At 43.2% G+C, this 3381-nt stretch carries 4 protein-coding genes; all 4 read right to left on the bottom strand.

The window, feature by feature from the left end; all coding sequences use genetic code 11:
* On the bottom strand, positions 1–328 hold a 328-nt coding region (locus tag ABFQ95_08115), incomplete at its 3' end, for a S24 family peptidase (protein ID MEN8237483.1).
* A gap of 289 nt (positions 329–617) precedes the next feature.
* Positions 618–1508, bottom strand: coding sequence for a metal ABC transporter substrate-binding protein (locus ABFQ95_08110; protein ID MEN8237482.1), 891 nt, complete (start codon positions 1506–1508; stop codon positions 618–620).
* Between the two features lie 4 nt (positions 1509–1512).
* Positions 1513–2367: a metal ABC transporter permease gene (locus tag ABFQ95_08105; GenBank protein MEN8237481.1), complete on the bottom strand. Its 855-nt coding sequence runs from the start codon at positions 2365–2367 to the stop codon at positions 1513–1515.
* Positions 2368–2377: 10 nt separating this feature from the next.
* Positions 2378–3205, bottom strand: coding sequence for an ABC transporter ATP-binding protein (locus ABFQ95_08100; protein ID MEN8237480.1), 828 nt, complete (start codon positions 3203–3205; stop codon positions 2378–2380).
* Between the last annotated feature and the right edge of the window lie 176 nt (positions 3206–3381).

Below are 3381 nucleotides of genomic sequence, written 5' to 3'. Positions count from 1 at the left end.
TTGTTTCGGTAGAAGCAATCTCAACATTATCGGGCGTCAAACAGATTTTATTTTTAATTTTAAAATACCGGCGTATCAACAGGGTGCCGCTTATAAGAGCAGCGACAATCATGCCATCTTGTGGTTTCTTATTGGGCTCAACAATCAAGACATCTTCCTGTTTGATACCTGAGTCGATCATCGAGTTGTCTGGCATTACTAAGGAACCAACGCGATCGTTGATGATATTTTTGTGCCTATAGGGAAAATTCTCCAACCGGTAGCTCTGAGTTGAATCGCATAAGCTGAGATCAAAGGGCTCATTACGGTTTTGTATCGCAGGGTGCATGGCTTTCCTGTTGTTTTCTTTTCTGCCCCTTAACTTAGAGAAAAAGAGTTAATAAGGAATTAACCAAATCTAAAGAATGTATTACCATCAGCAAATTTCTAATTTTTTTTGTCTATTCGACGTTTCAAGTGGAATTGAACAAAAAACCAATATACCCGTGCTGAATAGAAATATTAAATTTTATGGCAGTGAAAAGCGCGCAGTTTACTTGAGGTAAATGAGAACTTTGAGTGCACCAGAAAATCAACAGTTTGATTCAACTTCAATATAGCACTAACTTAAGCACTGCTCAGTATATACCCTGCATCGCACCCAAAAGCTGCTCCGTATTGTGACGCATCATCTTGAAATAAGTAGCTGCAGGTCCTGTTTTTTCTGACAATGCATCGGAATACAATGGACCTAGAATACGAATATTAGTTTCCGCGGCCATTTGCTCCACTAAACGTGCACTTGCCATGTTCTCGATAAACAAGGCATCAATACCCTCCTCTTTTATCTGTGTAATCAAACGAGCAACCTGAGCTGCAGAAGGCTCAGATTCTGTGCTAACGCCCTGAGGGGCTAGAAATATCAATTTATACTCTTTTCCGTAGTATTGAAAAGCATCGTGTGCCGTTACAATTTTGCGTTTCTGGGCGGGAATAGTATTAATGGAATGACTCACCCATGCATCCAATTCATTCAGTTTGGTAAGATAGCAATTCAAGCGTTGTTGGTATGCGTCCTTGTTAGTCGGATCTAATGTACACAGTGCTCGTGCAATGTTACGTACATAAATTTTTACGGCTGCAATACTATGCCAAGCATGAGGATCAAAGACTTTTTCATCCAAAACATATCTTTTCTTGATGCCTTGGGAGGCCACAGTGATTGATCCTTTAAATCCAGACGCATCAATCAATCGCGTGATCCAGCCTTCAAACCCTAAACCATTGATAATCACTAGATCAGCGCCAGACAAGAGTTTTTGCGTTTCAGGAGTGGGCTGAAAAACATGCGCATCACTATTAGGACCAACGATGGTGTTGACCTGTATCTCTGGTCCTGCAATTTGTTGTGTTAAATCCTGCAGGATACTAAATGACGTGACAACCTTTAGTGTGCGTGCTCCATCACAATGATAAACGAGCAGTGTAATAAACCCAAAGCAAAACAGTAAGGAAAGGAATCGAAACATTAAGTTAATTTTGTCCCCTAAGAACACCAAAGCGCCCAACAATTATTGAAAAAACATAAAAACTTCCGGCTACCAAAAGAATTGCGGGCCCAGAAGGCCAATTATAATGAAATGAAAGCAACAACCCTATGTAGCTGGAAACTAGAGCCACAAGGAAAGCAACCACAAACAAACTCAAAATTTCTTGAGTCCAGAAACGGGCAATAATTGCCGGCAGCATCACCAGCCCCAAAGCCATCAGCGTTCCCATTGTTTGAAACGCAGCTACCATACACAAAACAATCATCACAATAAACAAGGCCTCGTAAAGATGTCCGCGTCCTTTCAGAGATCGCATAAAATTTGGATCAAAGCACTCAATCATCAAGGGACGGTAAATCCACGCCATTAACAACAAAACGACTGAAGTAATCACCGACACCAGTATCAAAGCCGTTTGATCAATGGCTAAAATATTTCCAAACAAAATATGCACCAGATCAATGTTGTTTCCCTTTACCGACACGATCAGTGATCCCAGAGCCAGGGAAATCAGATAGAATCCCACCAAACTAGCATCTTCCTTGAGGATAGTGGTTCTGGAAACTATGCCCGCCAGCAAAGCTACAATCAGCGCAGAGATAAATCCCCCCAAGCTCATAAGAGGCAGAGACAGACCTGACAACAAAAAGCCAAGTGATACGCCAGGTAATATAGAATGTGATAGAGCATCCCCCATAAGACTCATACGACGCAGCACTACAAGAATGCCTATCGGAGCCGCTCCTAATGACAGTGCTAGACAAGCAATCAGTGCCCGACGCAAAAAAAGGTAGGTCTCAAAGGGACTAATAAAAAAGTCGTAAGGTACCTCAAGCATGGTGTTTCCTTCAAGCTATAGCGGAAACGCCGTTTGGAACCGCTGCAACACCACAACTTGTGACCTCCCAACCACGGGAAAGATTCTTGGCACGACGTAAATTTTCCAGAGTCAATACATCCTGGGTTGCTCCCCAAGCCACACTCTGACGCGCTAGGATAAGTGTTTGCGGAAAAAATTCTCTGACAATATCCAAGTCATGCAAGACAACCACCAAAGTCCGGCCTTGCTGTTGCCACATACACAAAATATCAGCCAGAATCTCCATGGTGGGAGCGTCAATAGCTGCAAACGGCTCATCAAGTAAAATGATAGGGGCATTCTGCACAGCCATTCGCGCAAACAACGTGCGTTGCAACTGCCCGCCCGATAAAGTATGCAAGGACCGATCTTTGCAGTCAAGCATTCCAACTCGCTCAAGAGATTGATCTATGCTTGAACAAGCACCCTCCGTGATACCTGTGAAAAATCCCTGTTGATGACACAACCCCATGGCAACCAAATCCTTGACTGAGATGGGAAAACTACGATCGATTTCAGTGTGCTGTGGCAAATAGGCGATGTGATCTTGCACGCTTGGAGAAATCTTGATAGCTCCGCGTTCATGGGGGTGGGTCCCATTCATGACCTTCAGCAGGGTTGACTTGCCCCCACCGTTGGGGCCTACAATTGCTGTAAGCGTTCCAGGTTCAAAAACACCCGTAAGTTTTTCTATTGCCACATGCCGGCCATAACAAACATGTAAGCTATGACAATGAATACCAATGGGATCAAGCTGTTTTGAATTGACGATGGAAGACTTTGCTCTCCAGTACTTGGATAATTTTTTACGAATCATATCAACAGCTACCATGCCCAAAGTACACATACCCACAGGTTCACAATCAAAAAGACAACAAAAGCCAAGCGCTGCCAAGCAGCAAGTAATAAAGGATTCATGGATTGTAACATCACATATTTGCTACAAATATGCAAGATTTGCGGGTTTGATCGCAGGGTTGTTCAGTGAACAGC

The sequence above is a fragment of the Pseudomonadota bacterium genome (assembly GCA_039714795.1).
Taxonomy (GTDB): Bacteria; Pseudomonadota; Alphaproteobacteria; order JAGOMX01; family JAGOMX01; genus JBDLIP01.
The sequence above is the reverse complement of the archived record's forward strand: the minus strand, read 5'-3'. Positions and strand labels throughout refer to the sequence as shown.